This window comes from Cytobacillus oceanisediminis, from assembly GCF_022811925.1.
Lineage (GTDB): Bacteria > Bacillota > Bacilli > Bacillales > Cytobacillaceae > Cytobacillus > Cytobacillus oceanisediminis_D.
Genome location: NZ_CP065511.1, coordinates 4817218 through 4832360 on the forward strand (window position 1 = coordinate 4817218; position 15143 = coordinate 4832360).

General features: G+C 42.1%; 19 protein-coding genes. 11 read left to right on the forward strand and 8 right to left on the reverse strand.

The features are described from left to right. Positions 1-6: 6 nt before the first annotated feature. Positions 7-564: a DUF5366 family protein gene (locus tag IRB79_RS24185; protein WP_243505673.1), complete on the reverse strand. Its 558-nt coding sequence runs from the start codon at positions 562-564 to the stop codon at positions 7-9. A gap of 165 nt (positions 565-729) precedes the next feature. Between IRB79_RS24185 and IRB79_RS24190 the strand changes: the two genes are divergently transcribed. Continuing rightward, positions 730-1272 (forward strand): hypothetical protein, encoded by a 543-nt coding sequence (locus IRB79_RS24190; RefSeq protein ID WP_243505674.1) that lies wholly within the window; start codon positions 730-732, stop codon positions 1270-1272. Positions 1273-1377: 105 nt separating this feature from the next. Here IRB79_RS24190 and IRB79_RS24195 read toward each other — a convergent pair whose 3' ends face one another. Next, positions 1378-1599 (reverse strand): hypothetical protein, encoded by a 222-nt coding sequence (locus IRB79_RS24195; protein ID WP_243505675.1) that lies wholly within the window; start codon positions 1597-1599, stop codon positions 1378-1380. A gap of 452 nt (positions 1600-2051) precedes the next feature. Here IRB79_RS24195 and IRB79_RS24200 point away from each other — a divergent pair, with 452 nt between their 5' ends. Genes IRB79_RS24200 through mnhG form a run of 7 tightly spaced genes read left to right on the forward strand, consistent with a single transcriptional unit; the run spans position 2052 to position 7805 of the window. After that, a complete protein-coding gene (locus tag IRB79_RS24200) occupies positions 2052-4454 on the forward strand; it encodes a Na+/H+ antiporter subunit A (protein WP_243505676.1) in 2403 nt (800 codons plus the stop codon). Beyond that, entirely contained in the window at positions 4441-4863 is a 423-nt protein-coding gene (locus IRB79_RS24205) for a Na(+)/H(+) antiporter subunit B (protein WP_206840368.1), read from the forward strand. The genes IRB79_RS24200 and IRB79_RS24205 overlap by 14 nt, the downstream gene beginning before the upstream one ends. Next, positions 4863-5204, forward strand: coding sequence for a Na(+)/H(+) antiporter subunit C (locus tag IRB79_RS24210; protein ID WP_035332022.1), 342 nt, complete (start codon positions 4863-4865; stop codon positions 5202-5204). Before IRB79_RS24205 ends, IRB79_RS24210 begins: the two co-directional genes overlap by 1 nt. Then, positions 5197-6690: a Na+/H+ antiporter subunit D gene (locus IRB79_RS24215; RefSeq protein WP_243505679.1), complete on the forward strand. Its 1494-nt coding sequence runs from the start codon at positions 5197-5199 to the stop codon at positions 6688-6690. The genes IRB79_RS24210 and IRB79_RS24215 overlap by 8 nt, the downstream gene beginning before the upstream one ends. A gap of 2 nt (positions 6691-6692) precedes the next feature. Next, entirely contained in the window at positions 6693-7169 is a 477-nt protein-coding gene (locus IRB79_RS24220; protein WP_206840363.1) for a Na+/H+ antiporter subunit E, read from the forward strand. Then, entirely contained in the window at positions 7169-7453 is a 285-nt protein-coding gene (locus IRB79_RS24225; protein ID WP_009331658.1) for a Na(+)/H(+) antiporter subunit F1, read from the forward strand. The genes IRB79_RS24220 and IRB79_RS24225 overlap by 1 nt, the downstream gene beginning before the upstream one ends. Further along, positions 7437-7805 carry a monovalent cation/H(+) antiporter subunit G gene (mnhG, locus tag IRB79_RS24230; protein WP_009331659.1) on the forward strand — a complete coding sequence of 123 codons (369 nt, stop codon included), beginning with the start codon at positions 7437-7439 and terminating at the stop codon, positions 7803-7805. Before IRB79_RS24225 ends, mnhG begins: the two co-directional genes overlap by 17 nt. A 42-nt stretch (positions 7806-7847) precedes the next feature. On the opposite strand, the gene IRB79_RS24235 is transcribed toward mnhG, so the two are convergent. Beyond that, positions 7848-8231, reverse strand: coding sequence for a hotdog fold thioesterase (locus tag IRB79_RS24235; RefSeq protein WP_243505680.1), 384 nt, complete (start codon positions 8229-8231; stop codon positions 7848-7850). Between the two features lie 106 nt (positions 8232-8337). On the opposite strand from IRB79_RS24235, the gene IRB79_RS24240 reads away from it, so the two are divergent. Continuing rightward, a complete protein-coding gene (locus tag IRB79_RS24240; protein ID WP_009331661.1) occupies positions 8338-8520 on the forward strand; it encodes a hypothetical protein in 183 nt (60 codons plus the stop codon). A gap of 34 nt (positions 8521-8554) precedes the next feature. Here the strand turns inward: IRB79_RS24240 and IRB79_RS24245 are convergent, their stop codons facing one another. After that, a complete protein-coding gene (locus IRB79_RS24245) occupies positions 8555-9178 on the reverse strand; it encodes a DedA family protein (RefSeq protein WP_243505681.1) in 624 nt (207 codons plus the stop codon). 245 nt (positions 9179-9423) lie between these two features. Here IRB79_RS24245 and IRB79_RS24250 point away from each other — a divergent pair, with 245 nt between their 5' ends. Next, complete coding sequence (locus tag IRB79_RS24250; protein ID WP_243505683.1) at positions 9424-9870, forward strand: YuzC family spore coat inner layer protein; 447 nt, start codon at positions 9424-9426, stop codon at positions 9868-9870. A 46-nt stretch (positions 9871-9916) separates the two neighbouring features. Here the strand turns inward: IRB79_RS24250 and IRB79_RS24255 are convergent, their stop codons facing one another. The 3 genes from IRB79_RS24255 to IRB79_RS24265 form a co-directional block, all read right to left on the reverse strand. Further along, complete coding sequence (locus IRB79_RS24255; RefSeq protein ID WP_243505685.1) at positions 9917-10159, reverse strand: hypothetical protein; 243 nt, start codon at positions 10157-10159, stop codon at positions 9917-9919. Between the two features lie 371 nt (positions 10160-10530). Beyond that, positions 10531-11661, reverse strand: a complete 1131-nt coding sequence (ald, locus tag IRB79_RS24260) for an alanine dehydrogenase (RefSeq protein WP_243505686.1) — start codon at positions 11659-11661, stop codon at positions 10531-10533. 117 nt (positions 11662-11778) lie between these two features. Continuing rightward, the gene (locus IRB79_RS24265) at positions 11779-13035 is read right to left on the reverse strand and encodes a PucR family transcriptional regulator (protein ID WP_243505688.1); all 1257 of its coding nucleotides are present in this window, start codon (positions 13033-13035) and stop codon (positions 11779-11781) included. Between the two features lie 278 nt (positions 13036-13313). On the opposite strand from IRB79_RS24265, the gene IRB79_RS24270 reads away from it, so the two are divergent. After that, entirely contained in the window at positions 13314-14723 is a 1410-nt protein-coding gene (locus tag IRB79_RS24270; protein ID WP_431833401.1) for an alanine/glycine:cation symporter family protein, read from the forward strand. A gap of 135 nt (positions 14724-14858) precedes the next feature. Here the strand turns inward: IRB79_RS24270 and IRB79_RS24275 are convergent, their stop codons facing one another. Beyond that, positions 14859-15110, reverse strand: a complete 252-nt coding sequence (locus IRB79_RS24275; protein ID WP_243505691.1) for a hypothetical protein — start codon at positions 15108-15110, stop codon at positions 14859-14861. Between the last annotated feature and the right edge of the window lie 33 nt (positions 15111-15143).

A 15143-nucleotide genomic window follows, 5' to 3' on the forward strand; every position in this document is an offset into this window, starting at 1 on the left:
CTTTTACTATATCGGCAGACTGGCCATGATGCTGTTGTATATTTTCAAAGAAAGATAGAGTATACCGGTTAAAAGAGAAGACCAGACAATAAGCTGAAAAAAAATCACACCAGCGATGCCGGCTGCAGTCAATGAAGAACTGGCTTTATAAACAAAATAACTGAAATAAATAAAGGTGGCGGCCGCAAAGAGGATGCCAATTCCGGCATAACTGAACAGACTCAGAAGCGACAAGGCGCCTCCAATAAAATAGATGGCCGAACCTTGCCTTGCCTTTGTCAGACTTTCCCCTTCCAGATCTTTTGAAAAGAATAGAAGTGAAAGTCCATTGACCGTATCTGCAACCAATTTCAGGGCGGCAAACACCATAAAAAAAATGACCAGGAGGAGAACCGTAAGTGACAGCTTTACGCCGCCTTCTGAAAAGAACTCCAGCATCCCCTGGTAAACTCCTGATTTTTCCAGAAAATAAACTAATTCCATCTGGGTTTTTAATGCCAGAGAAGTACTAAACAAAATAATCGCGAAGAGTGGAAAATAACTCGTCAGATATGTATTTTTCATTTTTCCCCATCCATATACGCCTTTCTTTACTCTAGCTATCTATTATCAGTGAATTTCATAATTTTTACAACAGCTTATCCCGTCTGTATATTTCAGTGTTTCCCGGCATAGACATAAACTATATTCTAGTAAATCTTGCGGTAAATAGAGAAAAGGGGGCAGGAAATGAAAAAAGGAATATGCTGTTTTTTGTTTGCAGTCTTGCTGTCAGCTCAGTACCTTATGCCTGCGAAAGCTGCTGATGCTGAAAAAGAGTTCGAGGACATCCTTGAAGAACAGCTTCGCAGCACAGTTCATTATTACAGCGAAGACTCCTTTTCGGTCATTGATGCATACGGTATGCAGGGGCAAGTAACAAAAGTTGTTGCACCTGATGACCCGCAAACATCGCAAAATGAAGAGGAAATTGAAGAATATTCATCTCATATCGGAATTGTTTTTTTGGAATTAGAGCAAAAAAGAGATGACTTATTTATTTTTAAGAAGAAAGATTTCTTTTACTATGATTTTGATAAAAATGAATTCCTGACAGCATCCAATGTGCTCGGCAATGAATCAATCAGGGAATTTTTTGAATTGTATTCGGACGATATTGAGAAAAATATTACGCCCTTCTCCAAATTTCTCTTTTTATTCTTCCTTTCCTTCATCATTACGGTCCCGCTATTCATCATGATTTTTCATAACCGCGGCCGAAGCAAATTTTAATACAGCAGTAAGAGAGGATGAGCCGTATCTCATCCTCTTCTTGTTGTCTAGCTCCAGCGCCTACCCCCTCGAGGTGTCGGGGCTGGCAAGGCGCTTCCGCTTTTCTTATGACGCTGTCTGTATCCTCACATATTCTCTCGGTTCAAATACCTTCATCTTTTGTTTATTTTCAGCTTCCATTTTGTAATTTGCCGGTAATAATTCGACCACTTCTTCTTCGTCTGCCGGAATATAGAATTCCCTTTTGGTTTGGTGGTCCAATATCCAGGCGCCTGCAAACAGCAGGGCAAAGATTGTAATGGCTGCTGAAATTTTATGCTTAATCATGCACAACACCACCTAAGAGTAGTGTGCGTAGATCAATGATTTTTTATACAAAAATGCTGCTTTTGGAGAAATTTTTTCAAAAAAATTTTTCCTGATTAATTCGTGTTTCTACCTATTTAATAAGAATGGATAAATCCTTTACTGATAAGGGTTTGAAGAATGCACAGACTTTATTTTTAGGTTATAATTTGTTCAGAGGTGCATGAGCGGATAGTAATGATGAATATGGCACGCCTGTCATGCCTGCCCTGGCTGGATAATATGGGGGAAGGTGGAAAAACTTTTATTAAGCGCTTTACATATAGCAGAAAAAGTTTTATACATGCTGCGGAAGAAAAATACAGTTTTCCAAATATGCTGAACTGTTAGATGCCATATTTTGCCGCTTCATCAAGCTGCATAATAGGATCCTTTGTTGAGTAACACACAATTAATTTAAAGGGGGTAATGTTTTGTCTTTGCTTCACCTGGCAATAATTTCACCATTTTTGCTTGCCATCCTTGTGCCTATTGCGTACAAGCTGTTTAGGCAGATACATACGGGTTGGTTCGTACTTCCTCTGCCAATCCTTTTATTCAGTTATTTTATCTCTTATTTATCCATCACCTCCAATCAGCAATCCGTCACAAAATCTTTTTCATGGATTCCCACTCTTGGAATCGATTTCACGGCTAAAGTAGACGGGCTTGGTTTGCTTTTTTCTTTGCTGATTACCGGAATAGGGGCATTGGTTGTTCTGTATTCCATCTATTACTTGGATAAAAACAAAGAAAAACTAAACACCTTCTATGTTTACTTGCTTCTATTTATGGGAGCTATGCTTGGAGTTGTCCTTTCGGATAACTTGATTGTGCTTTATACTTTCTGGGAATTTACGAGTTTTTCTTCATTCCTGTTAATCGGGTACTGGTACCACAGAGAGAAATCAAGATATGGTGCACAGAAGTCGATGATCATCACGGTTTTCGGCGGTCTTTCTATGCTTGGAGGCATCATACTTCTTTATTTGATGACAGGTACTTTCAGCATTTCTGAAATTATTGCTCAATCAGATGAGATATTTTCACACTCATTATTTGTTCCTGCTTTGCTTTGCATTTTGCTTGGGGCTTTTACCAAGTCCGCACAATTTCCATTTCACATCTGGCTGCCGGATGCCATGGAAGCTCCAACACCCGTCAGTGCATATCTGCATTCAGCAACAATGGTTAAAGCAGGCATTTATTTAGTAGCACGTATGAGTCCGATATTTGCGGAGCATTCGCTCTGGCTCTGGCTCATTGCAGGATTTGGCATTACAACATTATTCTGGGGTTCCTTCTCAGCTGTCAAACAGACTGACCTTAAAGCCATTCTGGCTTTCTCAACGGTCAGCCAGCTGGGGATGATCATGTCCCTTCTCGGCATCGGTGCTGCAGCACTTCACTTCGAAACAGTAGATGACAGTTATTTCACAGTTGCCACTACAGCTGCAGTCTTTCATTTGATCAACCATGCCACCTTTAAAGGAAGTCTGTTCATGGTAGCTGGAATCGTAGACCATGAAACCGGAACCCGTGATATCCGCAAGCTTGGCGGTTTGATGAACTTTATGCCGATTACCTTTACTTTAGCGATTATCGGCACATTTTCCATGGCCGGGCTCCCGCCTTTTAATGGGTTCTTAAGTAAGGAAATGTTCTTCACAGGAATGGTCCGTGTTCTGGAAATGGATATTTTCAATTTGGATACTTGGGGATTCTTGTTCCCTGTTGTTGCCTGGGTGGCAAGTGTATTCACTTTCATTTACAGCATGATTCTTGTATTCAAAACGTTCACAGGCAAGTTCCAGCCTGAACAATTAGAAAAGAAACCGCACGAAGCTCCAATCGGGATGCTAATATCACCAATTATCCTGGCTTCACTCGTAATCATTATCGGTTTCTTCCCTAATATTATTTCAAATACGCTCATCTCTCCTGCACAGGCGGCCATCATGCCTGTTGAAGGGTATGTGTATGATACTCATATTTACTTCTGGCATGGATTTACGCCCGAGCTGTTCATGACTTTGGGTGTTATTACATTGGGAATTCTGCTTTTTGTCACTCTGCCGAAGTGGAGAAGTGTGTATAATTTGTTCCCTGAAAAATTGGCATTAAATCGTTTTTACGATTCTATGCTGGAAGTATCACAGAGGGCTTCCTTTAACATAACAAGGTTATATATGAACGGATTCATCAGAACCTATCTTGTGTATATCTTTTCATTTTTCATTGTTGCTTTGGCTACCACACTGGTTCTGAAAGATGCTTTTAAATTCGACACGAGCGAAGTGGCCACCATCCATTATGCGGAGGTTCTGCTGGCATTAGTCATCGCTGCTTCATCTGTTTCCATTCTATTTGTAAAATCCAGAATGACATCCATCATTCTGCTGGGGGCAGTCGGATATACCGTTTCATTGTTCTTTGTTATTTTCCGGGCGCCTGACCTTGCATTAACACAGCTTGTAATCGAGACTATTTCAGTCTCTTTATTCCTGCTTGCCTTCTACCATCTGCCAAAGCTTCGGCATGAGGAGCGGATGGGATTTAAGATGACAAATGCCCTTATTTCTGTAGGGGTGGGTGCAATTGTAACGATGATTGCCCTATCTGCACACAGCAATAAGATGTTTCCTTCAATTGCTCAATATTACGTCGAGAATACGTATAAGGAAGCTGCCGGGAAAAACATGGTAAACGTTATTCTTGTTGATTTCCGTGGCTTTGATACCATGTTTGAAATTACGGTTCTTGGAATTGCAGCTCTTGGAATTTTCGCTATGATTAAACTTCGCCTGGAAGGAGGAAAGAAAAATGAAAACAAATGATATTATTTTGCAGACCGCTACGAAAGTAGTTTTGTTTCTCATTGTTCTTTTCTCTGTCCATATCTTTTTTGCCGGCCATTATACACCGGGCGGCGGATTCGTTGGCGGTTTGCTGACATCGGGGGCAATTGTTCTGCTGCTGCTGGCTTTTGACATGAAAACTGTCTCAAAGATTCTTCCTGTCAATTATATTCACATGATTGCAGTTGGACTGCTTTTTGCAATCGGTACAGGGGCGGGAGCATTGCTATTTAATGTCCCTTTCCTTACCCATGCTTTTGGACATGTTGACTTGCCAGTCCTGGGGGACACTTCCCTCCATACAGCTACACTGTTTGACCTGGGTGTTTTTCTGGTTGTTGTTGGCGTTACGATGACCATTATTCAAACGATAGGGGAGGATGAATAATGGAAATATTAATGGCTTTCGTAATTGGAATTTTATTTATGTCAGCTACTTATCTCATGCTGTCAAAAAGCTTGCTGCGCATTATTGTCGGAACCGGGCTTTTAAGTCATGGGGCACATATGCTGATATTAACGATGGGCGGTTTAAAAAAGGGAGCTGCCCCGCTGCTGGGTGAAAACGCACCCTCATACACCGATCCGATCCCCCAGGCTCTTATCCTGACGGCAATTGTAATCAGCTTCGGGGTCACTGCGTTTTTCCTTGTGCTGGCATACCGTGCCTACCAGGAGCTTGGCACTGATAATATGGATCGAATGAGAGGAACTGAAGGAAATGATTAACTTTTTGATATTGCCCATCCTGATCCCTTTAGTTACGGGTGTCCTTCTAATCTTCGCTGCTAAACGAATCATGCTGCAAAGGTGGATTGCAGGCATTTCATCAGTGATCGCGATCATTTTTTCTGCCTTGCTGGTTCAGAAGGTGCGAATTGACGGGATACAAACGCTGGATGTTTCAAGCTGGGAGGCTCCGTTTGGGATCACGCTTGTTTCTGACATGATGTCAGCTCTGCTGGTGCTGACAACCAGCATAATCGCATTTCTATGCTTGATTTATTCATTTTGGAGCATTGGGGAAGCCAGAGAGAAGTTTTACTATTATGCTGCATTCAACTTTCTAATTGTTGGCGTAAACGGTGCCTTTACAACAGGGGATATCTTCAACCTTTTCGTATTTTTCGAGGTTATGCTGATGGCTTCCTATGTTTTGCTTGTTTTGGGCGGAAAGAAGGCACAGCTTAGGGAGTCCATTAAATACATCCTTGTGAATGTAATATCTTCCGCTCTGTTTGTTGTAGCTGTAGCTTATCTATATTCCGTTGTAGGAACGCTCAATATGGCGCATATTTCCGTTCGCATCAGCGAAGTCAGCCAAGGGAATCCCCCAGGAATTATTACAGTGATTGCTGTGCTATTTTTGATCGTATTTGGATTGAAAGGAGCCATCTTTCCTTTATATTTCTGGATGCCGGGCTCTTACTATGCACCGCCGGCTCCTGTTTTGGCTTTATTCGGAGCGCTGCTGACAAAAGTCGGAGTTTACTCCATTGCAAGAACCTATACGTTGTTCTTTTATCATGATACCGGTTTTACCCATCAGCTCTTGAGCTTTTTGGCGATTATGTCGATCATCGCCGGAGTCATTGGAGCCATTGCGTACTGGGATATTAAGAAAATTATCATCTACAATATCATCATTGCTGTAGGGGCGATTTTGTTTGGAATATCAGCGATGACGACTGATTCCCTTACCGGGTCCATCTTCTATTTGATTCATGATATGATTATTAAAGCAGCTCTATTTTTACTTGCCGGCATCGTTATTGCAATAGCCGGGACAAGCAATTTGCATAAGATAAGCGGGTTGATCAAGCGCTATCCTGGTCTGGGATGGACCTTCTTCATCGCAGCGCTTGCACTTGCGGGAATCCCGCCGTTAAGCGGATTTGTTGGAAAGCTTCTAATTGTTAAAGGCGGATTCGAAGCAGAACATTACTGGGGAGCAGGAATTGTCTTAATGTCCAGTCTTCTTGTGCTGTTTTCAATCATGAAAGTCTTCATTAATGGCTTTTGGGGTACACCCCGCGCTTATAAAGGGGAAGACAAAGTACCTGTCGGCAAAATGATGATTGCCCCGGTTATCCTTATTGTCCTTGCCGTTTTCTACGGAGTCGGCTCGGAGTATGTTTATCCGTATATCTCACAGGCTGCTGAAACTCTTGCAAATCCGGAAATATATATTGAAGCAGTTTTAAAGGAGTATTGAGTATGGCATTTCAAATATTATTAAATGTGTTCCTTGGGTTTATGTGGATGTTTTTAACAGGATCATACGAACCGGTTGCGTTCCTTAAAGGATACCTTTTTGGCCTGCTCATCATCTTTACTTTCAGAAGATTTTTCGATTCACGCTTTTATCTATTAAGAGTTGTGGCGGTAATCAATCTTTTGTTTCTTTTCATCAAAGAGCTGATCTTAGCGAACATCGGCGTGCTCAAAGTATTGTTAAGGCCCAAGCTTGATATGCGGCCAGGCATTTTTGCCTACCCCACTGTTCTTAAAAAGGACTGGGAAATTACAGTGCTCTCGAATTTGATCACACTGACTCCGGGGACACTGGTTGTAGACGTTTCTCCGGATAATAAGATTCTTTACATTCATGCAATTGATATTGAAGATGCAGAGGAAACCATTGATTCCATCAGGAACTCGTTTGAAAAAGCAATCATGGAGGTGAGCCGGTAATGCTGAATACTATTGTTCTAAGTGCCATCCTTATCATTTCGGCTGCCACCATCGGTTTGATTTACAGAGTGATTAAAGGGCCGACCACTCCAGACCGTGTGGTTGCACTTGATGCTATTGGCATAAATCTTGTTGCAATTGTTGCATTGATTTCTATCGCCCTTAATACAAGTGCGTTTGTGGAGGTTATCCTTCTGATCGGGATTCTTGCCTTTATAGGGACCGTAGCCTTCTCTAAATATCTGGAGAAGGGGGTTATTATCGAAAATGAACGAGATCGCTAATATTGTCATTATTGTGCTGATTATTCTGGGAGCTTTTTTAAGCCTTGTTGCAGCATATGGGGTTATCAGGCTTCCTGATATCTATACCAGGAACCATGCGGCTTCAAAGTCCGCTACACTGGGGGTTATGTCCATACTGCTAGGAGCCCTTCTGTTCTTTTATGTTAAAGATGGCTTTTTCAATTCCAGAGTGCTGCTCGGAATTATATTCATCTTCATGACTTCACCTGTTGCCGGGCATTTAATTGCCCGGGCAGCTTATAACTCCGGTGTAGAGCTATGGGATAAAAGTGTACAGGATGACTTAAAAGATGCACCACATATGAAAAAGGCTGGCAGTAAGGAACAATAAATGGGAAAACCGCAAGAAATCCTCTTGCGGTTTTTTTATTTTTTATTTTCTTTTTATTACCGCCATTGTGCATCTGGATGTGCAAATCAGCTTGTCACTTTCATCTGTTATTTTGATATCCCATACCATTGTGGTTCTGCCCTGATGCAGCACTGTTGCGACAGCCGTCACGATTCCATCCTTTTTAGCACGTATATGGTTGGCATTGATTTCAAGCCCTGCAACAGATTCCGTTTCTTTGTCGCAAAGTTCAAATGCTCCTATGCTTGCAACAGTTTCCGCAAGGGCGACAGATGCCCCTCCATGCAGCAGTCCAAACGGCTGGCGGGTGCGTTCATCAACAGGCATAGTAGCAACTACACGGCCCTTTTCAAGCGACACGATTTCCATTCCGAGTGTTTCGATTAAAGTATCTTTCAACTCCATTCCCCTATCCCCTTTCCATATGTAAAATGTTGTCATACTATACTTCATTATATAAGATCAAACTATGTATGTCCTGTAGGACAATCACAAAAAAGAGGTGACCGTCATGAATCGCGTTCGCGAAGGATTAATTCCAACTGTTCTCGGCACCGCTGTTACTGCGGCTGGATATGCAATGAAACAAAACCGCAGAACCAATAACATGTTATCAGATACCATCGTTGGTTTCGGGCTCGCTCATATTGTACTTGGAGCCATCGACCTGGTAGAGCACCGCAATCAGTATTAAGTAAAAAAGGCAGCTTCCAGGCTGCCTTTTTATTTTAAAGTCCCAACCCCTGATCATGCAGCTTTTCTTGCTCCTTCCCGCGCTTTCTTCTGGTGAAGCGAAAAATGAGGACGAGCAATGCAAAGCCTGCCAGGCCAAGCAGTAATTCTTTTTCATGTTTGATGATGGCATCAATATGATCTCCAAATACATAGCCGATCGTGAAAGTCACAGACAGCCATATCAGCGCGCCGCTGTACGCAAACAAAGCGAATTTTTTAAATGACAATTTACTGAAGCCGTATAAGAAAGGGAGAAAATTTCTGATACCTGGAACAAAATAACTGAAGGTGAGGGAAAAGGCATGATACTTTTCCATTAGTTTTAAAGAAGCATCAATCGTTTTAGACATCCTTTTACTTTTATGGAAGTATTTAAGCAAAGGCCTGCCGATCAAACGCCCGATTGTATAACAGGTTGACAATGCAGCCAAGATGCCAAGATAAATGACAATGAAAGCAAGCACAGGGTGAAGTGCTTTTAAAGAGGAAGAAAGTCCAACAGTCATCACGATCAATTCATTTGGCACAGGAAAAATAAAGACCCCTACCCAAAGCCATAGAAACAGCCCCAAATATCCGTTATTCTCAATGATTTCCAAAATCAGTTCGAGTTCCATCCGGGGCCTCCCATCTATGTAAGCAGTGCTCACTTATATATATATTCATTACACTAATATATTCTTCATGCGGTTCTTTTACCCCTTTTCTAATTATATCAATCCTTATAAAAATTGCCTTTCTAATGCACCTTATGCAAACCCTTTTTATCTATGCAGGGTGCAAGGTACATTTTTGCGCGAAAGCATTTTATTTTGTTTTCTCATAGGAATAGCCTTCGTTTCATATATTGGGAATGCGTGCATTGATTAATAATCGAAAGGGGCAGAACCGGATGTACCCCTATTATTATTTTCGCTACCCAAAGCCTGGATACAACCCTCAGCTTCAAAACTGCTGGAATTATCCGCAAGCCTGCCAGTCCTATTATCATCCTGTCCATTTCTACAGAACCTTTCCAGCTGTCGATCCTCAAATGTTCATGAGCTCCGCAAAAAAAATGGAAGTCCTCATGAGAGATGCCAGCACATTGCTTGTAAATATGGCAGAGTCAAAAAAGTTTTCTTATGAACTGATGTCAGCCGCTCAGCAGTCAAAAAAGGATGCAGTCGAAAAAATGATAAAATCAACAGGAATTTCCCGAATTCCTGAGGTGTCCTATACACCTGACGGGCTCAGCCTCCATTTCGAATCTGATAAAGAGGATCCCCAGAAATGCTGTGATCTTACACTAAAGCTGAGATGGATGTAAGTAAACATAAATAAAAAAGCTCTCAATCAAGAGAGCTTTTACCTGTTTAGCGATAATAAGGGTTTCCATATGGTCCATAGCCAGGGTATCCGCCACCGCCATAAGGAGCATATGGTGCAGCTGGCGGGCCATAGAATGGCGGCGGAGGGCCGTAAAATGGACGGGGAGCAAATAATGCTGCTCCTAGCCCGCCTCCCAGGAAACCGCCGAGCAGTCCGCCGACAAAAGGAGCTCCTAAAAAGAAGAACCTTTCGCCCCCGTTTCTATATGGGCTTCTATAATAATACATGCAGGGTAACCTCCTTAATTTTCAATGCCTTCTCTATTTAATATGCAAATGTCCGCATATTGAGTGGGCTACTAGAAAAGCGGAAGGCGCCCGCTTATCGGCTTATGACCTCGAGTCCCTAGGAGCGACAAGCTTATGACCTCGAGCCGATGGCGCCTGGAGCTAGACAACATTAGAAAAGCGGAAGCGCCTTGCCCACCCCCGACAAGCACAAGACGGTCCCTGTAAGAAGGTGTTTTTTCCTTCTGGAAGGGAACGGCTTATGACCTCGAGCCAATGGCGCCTGGAGCTAGACAGCACTAGAAAAGCGGAAGCACCTATGCACAAAAACTAAATCCCCTTAGCCACTGGCCAAGGGGATTTATGGTCTATTAGTTAGCTGCTTTTACTTTAGCAAATGCATCTTCGACAGAAACATACTCATAGCCAAGATCTTTCGCAACCGCTGGGTATGTGATGCTGCCGTTTACAACGTTTACGCCAAGCTTAAGTGCTGCATTGTCTTCAATAGCTTTCACAACGCCTTTGTTTGCAATCTGCAGCGCGTAGTTGATTGTAACGTTTGTAAGAGCAATTGTAGATGTTCTTGGAACGGCACCAGGCATGTTCGCAACAGCATAGTGAACAACGCCATGCTTATCGTAAGTTGGGTTGTCATGAGTTGTAATGTGATCAACTGTTTCGAAAATACCGCCCTGGTCAATCGCCACGTCAACAACTACTGAACCCGTCTTCATTGTTTTAATCATTTCTTCCGTTACAAGCTTAGGCGCTTTAGCTCCCGGGATGAGAACCGCACCAATTACCAGGTCAGCATCTTTAACAGCTTGTGCAATGTTGAAAGGATTAGACATTAACGTTTGGATGCTGTTTCCGAAGATATCGTCAAGCTGGCGCAGACGTTCTGGGCTTAAGTCGATAATCGTAACTTGTGCGCCAAGTCCGATTGCCATTTTTGCTGCGTTGATTCCCACTACACCGCCGCCAATGATGGTAACTTTTCCGCGTGATACGCCTGGAACACCTGCCAGAAGAATACCCATTCCGCCATTTGTCTTTTGAAGGAATTGAGCTCCAATTTGTGCAGACATGCGTCCTGCAACCTCACTCATTGGTGTAAGAAGAGGCAATGTACGGTTTACTTCTACTGTTTCATACGCGATAGCTGTAACACCTTTTTCAGTTAATGCTTTTGCAAGCTCAGGCTCTGCTGCAAGATGAAGATATGTGAAAAGAACCAAACCTTCACGGAAATAGCCATATTCAGAAGCTAGAGGCTCTTTAACCTTCATAACCATTTCAGCAGCCCATGCCTCTGCAGCTGTATCTACGATAACAGCTCCTACTTCTGTATAATCCTCGTTTGTGAAACCGCTTCCATTTCCTGCATCGATTTCTACAAGTACTTTATGTCCGGCTTTTACTAATGCATCAACGCTTGCTGGTGTCGCAGCAACACGATTTTCGTTATTTTTAATCTCTTTAGGTACTCCAATAATCATGGAAAAATCCCCTTTCAATCTATCAAATATGATATTTACTATTGTCAGTATAATAATTTTAGTAAAGCGCTGTCATTGTTAAATCGGTAAAATAAAAGAGCCTCCATTTGTGAAAATCTACAAATGGGGGCTCTTCTTTTCGATTCTCCGAATTTTAAGTTCAAGATATAAAGAAAGTTTTGTATTCGTATTCTTCAGATCAACTTCCCCGATATCGGTTATCCTCTTTAATCGATAATTCAAGGTATTCATATGAATATGCAGCTTTTTAGCTGTTTCATTCACATTGCTGTCATGATCAATGAAGGCTTCCAAAGTAGTGAGCAGATTGGTCCGATGCTCAAGATCGTATTTGTTAAGCTTTTCGATAGCCGGATGCTCATATGGTTCCAGCCTTTTCTTTTCGAGTATGGCATCAAGATAACGGAAAATGCCAAGCTGCTGATAGCTATAGACATGATGGATCTCTTCGGGAAATTGTTCTTTAAGGCGCAGGACCTGCAGTGCCTCCTGATAGCTTTTTTCAACTTTCTCATAGTGCTGATAAGTTGTTCCAGTTGCCCCGTTAATATGATCAATGCTAAATCGAGTCTTCATTTGATCAATGAAAAAATGGATGAATTCTATAAAGCCATTTTCGGAAAGAGCAGGTTCCGGCGGCGCAGCCAGAATAATAAATTCATTCCCCATCGCTGCATGAAAGGTTATATGAACCTTTTGGCTCGTCGAGATCAGATAAATGATATTTTGTTCTATTTTAGAGGTAACTTCTTCTTTAAACCTAAAGACAAGTACAGCAAACGGCGATGGCGGTTTAATGCTTAAATCCTCGAACCTTTCTGCGATTTCATCATGGCTAAGGAAATGGCCGGTTAACAGCTCCCAGAAAAAATCCCGGTAACCCTCAGCTCTTTTTTTCTTTTGGGCGTTTAATCTTAGCATCTCCGTCCTAGCAGACTGTGCAGCAAGCTTTAGCAGGTTCAGCTTGCTTTCTGTTAAGAGGGCTTCTTCTTCTACTGCCCATATGTAGCCTAATACTTCATTATGATTGCGTATGGATATGGCTACCCGATTTCCCAGCCCGATTTCCTTTATTTCAGGGATTCTAAGCGGTTCTCCGCTTTGCATCAGCTGCGGGATCACACGTTCCTTCCATAAACGATTGATCACCTTTTCAGGAACCTTTCTGCTGATAATCGTTGCGATTCTCGCGGTATCTGTCTGGTCATCATGTGTACTGTAGGCCAGCAGGCGATGGTTAACATCTTCTATTGTAACAGGGCATTCCAGGACATCGCGGATCTTATCTACCAATTCCTCCAGATCACTAAATGCCCTCTTAAACGGATCTTTTTCCATTTTATCATCACCCAATTGTAAAACTCCTTTAAACGCCAATTCACTTTTTCTATCCAATTATATTATACCTCAATCCAACCCTGCGCTCTACCAAAGTCATCAAGCCATTCGACATAATCCGCACAGTATTTTGTCAAAATTTTTATAAATTTGCTAATAGTTTTACTTCTCTTATTTGACTTGAAGTTATATTCAGATAATTTTACAATAGGACATGCTCAAAAAAAAATCATATAATAATAGTTTTGTTCACAGCAATTGAAAGCGTTAACATATGGGAGGCGATGGAATTTATGCTTGAGATGCTTAATAAAATTAACGGGGTGCTCTGGGGCACACCAAGTTTGATTTTGCTTTTTGGTACTGGTGTTCTTTTAACATTCATGCTGAAAGGCCTTCAATTCAGAAGGCTGATATATGCGTTTAAATTAGGGTTTACCAAAGAAGGACAGGCTTCATCTAATGATGAGGGCGATGTCAGTAACTTTAAAGCGCTAATGACAGCTCTCGCAGCAACAATTGGCAATGGTAATATCGCCGGTGTTGCCACTGCGATTACACTTGGCGGACCAGGGGCCATCTTCTGGATGTGGATTGTTGGTCTGCTGGGAATGGCAACCAAATATGCTGAAGCCTTGCTGGCAATGAAATACCGAGTGAAAAACGCAAATGGCGAGTACTCCAGCGGACCGATGTATTATGTAGAACGCGGTCTTGGCAAGAAATTCAAATGGCTTGCAGTTGCATTTGCAATCTTCGGAGCATTTGCAGCTCTTGGAATCGGCAACAGTGTTCAATCGAATACCATTGCAGCTGTTATGGACACTTCATTTGGAATTAATAATTGGATTACAGGTGTTATTCTTGCTGTACTGGCTGCTTTAATCATCTTTGGCGGCATTCAGCGTATTAGTACTGTTGCTGGATTCTTTGTACCAGTCATGGCGGTTCTTTATATTGGCGGGTCACTAATTATTCTTGCAGTTAACTATGATCAGATCATCCCTGGATTCCAGACAATCTTCTACTATGCCTTCAATCCGGTTGCAGCGACTGGCGGTTTTGTCGGTGTTGTAGTATCTGAAGCGATCAAGAATGGTGTTTCAAGGGGTATTTTCTCTAATGAAGCCGGTCTTGGTACAGCAGCGCTTATCGCAGGTAACGCAAAAACAGACCACCCTGTAAAACAGGCTCTTGTTGCGATGACTGGTACATTTATTGTTACAATCGTTGTTTGTACGATGACTGGACTGGTGCTAATCTTGACTGGTTTCTGGGACACAACAGGCGGATTGATCTCTGGTGTGGCGCATGACGGCAGCCTTGACGGCGGGGCATTAACAAGTGCAGCCTTTGCCCATGTTCTTGGAACAGCGGGTGAATATATCGTTGCGTTCTCTGTTATCTTCTTCGGTTTCTCAACAATCGTCGGCTGGTATGTATACGGCGAAAAATGCTTTGAGTACCTGGTTGGCACAAAAGGAATTATGGGATACCGTGCCATTTACATCTTTGCGACTGGCATCGGTGCGGTTGCCAACTTAACTACCGTTTGGGCTTTTGCTGATATGGCAAATGCATTAATGATGATTCCTAACTTGATTGCATTAATCCTTCTAAGCAAAGTGGTTGTTAAAGATACTAATGAATTCTTTGAAAACCACTATAAAGCAGCCAATAAGCAGCTTAAGAAAGCTGGCTGATAAGAAAAGCTCCAGACGCCCGCTTTTCTGCGCCTGGAGATAGACAATTATCTAAAGTTTTATACTTTCTTATTTTGTATATGTAAAACAAACACAGGTCCTGGATCTGTGTTTGTTTTTGTTTTAAGCTGTGTCCTAAAATATCTGCCGCCGGAATAACGAACATTCATTTTTCTCGTGAATATAGGCAAATATTCGATAGTGATAAAGAAATTCGTCAGTTAATATTCTTTCTCCTTCAAAAGAATAAGCATCTAAAAAAGCTTCTATTCTGTCTTCATCCTCTTCATCCCATACCCCTCTCATCCAGACTTTATAGGCAAGTCTGCTGTTTAAACCATGATATCCGCTTTCTTCAAAAAGCTCCTCTATTCGCTCCCTTTCCACCTTTCTTCATCCCTCCTCGTATGTTATCCATCC